A 1,485-nucleotide genomic window follows, 5' to 3' on the forward strand; every position below is an offset into this window, starting at 1 on the left:
TGTCAAGTGGTGATGGGTTCGTGCTGGTTTGTCCAGGCGGTGGCTTCGTCGTAGAGGGTGCCGGTTTTCAGGCAGCCGTGCAGGATCCCGACGAGGCGGTTGGCGACCTGGCGGAGTGCGGCGTTGTAGCCGGCTCCGCGGGCGCGTTGTTTGTCGTAGTAGGCGCGTGCGCCGGGTGAGACGTTGATGGCCTTGGACGCCTGGAACATCAGGGTGTCGATGAGCCGGTCGTTGTGTACGTATCGGGCGGCGACCACCCTCTTCTTGCCGGAAGCACGGGTGATCGGGCTGGTCGCGGCATAGTTCTTGCGGGCTTTGGCGCTGGTGTAGCGGTGCGGATCGTCGCCGAACTCTGCGAGCACCCGGGCGCCGGTGACCGCTCCCAGGCCGGGCTGGGAGATGATGATCCTAGCGGCCGGGTGCAGGCCAAAATGTGCTTCGACCTCCTGCTGCAAGGTGGCGACCTGCGCGTCGAGCACGGTCAGGACGGCGGCCAAAGCGCGCACCGAGGCGGCGTAGGCGGCGGTGACCGCTGCGGACTGTCCCAGGTGCGGTGCGCGCAGCGCCTGCTGGATCCGTGCCGCCTTGGTTTCCGCGTCGCGGCGGCGGGCGCGCTTGAGCGCGGCGCCGATCTGCGACCGGGACAACCGGGCGGCCGATACCGGGTCCGGGGCCTTGGCCAGCAGTTCCAGGGTGTCGGGGGCGTCCAGGTCGTCGAAGGCGTCCAGCGCGGCGGGGAAGTAGTCCCGCAGGGCGTGCCGCAGTCGCTGGGTGTGCCGGGTCCGCTCCCAGATCAGGGTTTTGTGGGCCCGCGTCACCACTTTCATCGCCTCGGCCAGGTCGCTGTCCCCGGCCACCGGGCGCAGCTGGTGCCCGTCGGTGCGGACCATGTCGGCCAGCATGTGCGCATCAGCGGCGTCGCTTTTGGCGCCCGAGACCGCCCGGCGTTCCCGGTAGCGTGCCGCGACCAGCGGGTTCACCGCCAGCACCGTGTATCCGGCGGCCAGCAGCGCCATCACCCACGGACCCCGGTCGGTCTCGATCCCGACCACCACCTGAGTGTCGTCGTCCTCGGTGGCCTGGCCGAGTTGCTCGGCGACCAGCCGGTGGAGCCTGGCCACGCCGGTCACGCCCTCCGGCAGCCGGGCCTTGGCCAGGCGTTTGCCGCGCTCGTCCATCAACTCCACATCGTGGTGGTCCTCGGCCCAGTCATCGCCGATGAACAGCCGCATCGTTCCTCCCAGTCGGTCGGTCACCTATCCATGCGAGCCAGCCTGCGGGAGAACCATCGGCGACCTAATGAACCAGTGCTCACGCCCGGCCCGGGCAGGCACGACATCCCATCAGCGATCAACCCTCCCGGCCAACCGGCTGGGGCACGTTCTTTGATTAGGACTTGATAGTCCAGGCCAATGCAGTGCTCACCAGCCGGCAGCTGTAACCCGGAAGTCTGCCCCATGGACTCGCTCCCGGGAATCATTAGGC

Annotated in this window: 1 protein-coding gene; it reads right to left on the bottom strand. The window is 68.6% G+C overall.

Features of this window, described 5'->3' with window-relative positions:
- Positions 1–2 precede the first annotated feature (2 nt).
- Positions 3–1,232, bottom strand: a complete 1,230-nt coding sequence (locus ABD481_RS46365; RefSeq protein ID WP_344672315.1) for an IS110 family RNA-guided transposase — start codon at positions 1,230–1,232, stop codon at positions 3–5.
- Positions 1,233–1,485 lie beyond the last annotated feature (253 nt).

The sequence above is a fragment of the Catenulispora yoronensis genome (assembly GCF_039531695.1).
Classification (GTDB): Bacteria; Actinomycetota; Actinomycetes; order Streptomycetales; family Catenulisporaceae; genus Catenulispora; species Catenulispora yoronensis.